We start from the raw sequence: 1,355 nt of genomic DNA on the forward strand, positions 1-1,355 counted from the left end.
ACCGCGACGCTCGTGTCGGTGTTCGAGGAGCGGGTGGCGGTGGCTCCGGAGGCGGTGGCGCTCTCGTTCGAGGGGGTGTCGTTGTCGTACGGGGAGTTGAATGCGCGGGCGAATCGTCTGGCGCGGTTGTTGGTGGCGCGGGGTGCGGGTCCTGAGGGGTTTGTGGGGCTGGCGTTGCCGCGTGGGGTGGATCTGATCGTGGGTCTGCTGGCGGTGGTGAAGTCGGGTGCGGCGTATGTGCCGATGGATCCGGATTATCCGGCGGACCGGTTGGCGTACATGGTCGCGGATGCGTCGCCGGCTTTGGTGGTGACGGTGGGTTCGGTGGACCTGTCGGGTGTGGCGGACGGTGTCGTGCAGCTGCGGTTGGACGATGCGGCGGTGGTGGCGGAGCTTGCTGCTGCTGGTGAGGGTGATCTGGGTGTGGAGTTGTCGCCGTCGTCGCCGGCGTATGTGATCTACACGTCGGGTTCGACGGGTCGTCCGAAGGGTGTGGTGGTTCCGCACGGGAACGTGGTGCGGTTGTTCACGCGGACCGAGGGTTGGTTCGGTTTCGGCAGTGACGACGTGTGGACGTTGTTCCACTCGTACGCGTTCGATTTCTCGGTGTGGGAGATCTGGGGTCCGTTGTTGTACGGCGGGCGTCTGGTGGTGGTGCCGTTCGAGGTGTCGCGTTCTCCTGAGGAGTTCGTGCGGTTGCTGGTGGCGGAGCGGGTGACGGTGTTGAACCAGACGCCGTCGGCGTTCTACCAGTTGATGCAGGCCGAGCGTGAGGTTGCGGGTCCGGGTGAGCTGGCGCTGCGGTATGTGGTGTTCGGTGGTGAGGCGCTGGATCTGTGGCGTCTGGGTGAGTGGTACGAGCGGCACGCGGGGGATGCTCCGGTGCTGGTCAACATGTACGGGATCACCGAGACCACCGTCCACGTCACCCACCTCGCCCTCGACCCCGACACCGCGGCGTCCTCCGAGGGCAGCCTGATCGGCACCGAGATCCCCGATCTGCGGCTGTACGTCCTCGACACCGCCCTGCGCCCCGCCGCCCTCGGAGTCGCCGGCGAGATGTACGTCGCCGGCGCCGGTCTGGCCCGCGGTTACCTGGGCCGTCCGGACCTGACGGCCGGCCGGTTCGTCGCCGACCCCTACGGCGCCCCCGGCAGCCGGATGTACCGCACCGGCGACGTGGCCCGCTGGAACCGCGACGGGGAGCTGGAGTACATCGGCCGGGCCGACCAGCAGGTCAAGATCCGCGGCTTCCGCATCGAGCTCGGCGAGATCGAGGCCGCCCTGCAGTCCCACCCGGACGTCGCCCAGGTCGCCGTGACCGTCCGCGAGGACCGCCCCGGCGACAAGAAGCT

General features: G+C 68.4%; 1 protein-coding gene. It reads left to right on the forward strand.

All coding sequences use genetic code 11. The features are described from left to right. Positions 1–1,355 (forward strand): amino acid adenylation domain-containing protein (locus LG632_RS29980; RefSeq protein WP_226731076.1); only part of this gene is annotated, 1,355 nt, incomplete at both ends.

This window comes from Streptomyces antimicrobicus, from assembly GCF_020532625.1.
Lineage (GTDB): Bacteria > Actinomycetota > Actinomycetes > Streptomycetales > Streptomycetaceae > Streptomyces > Streptomyces antimicrobicus.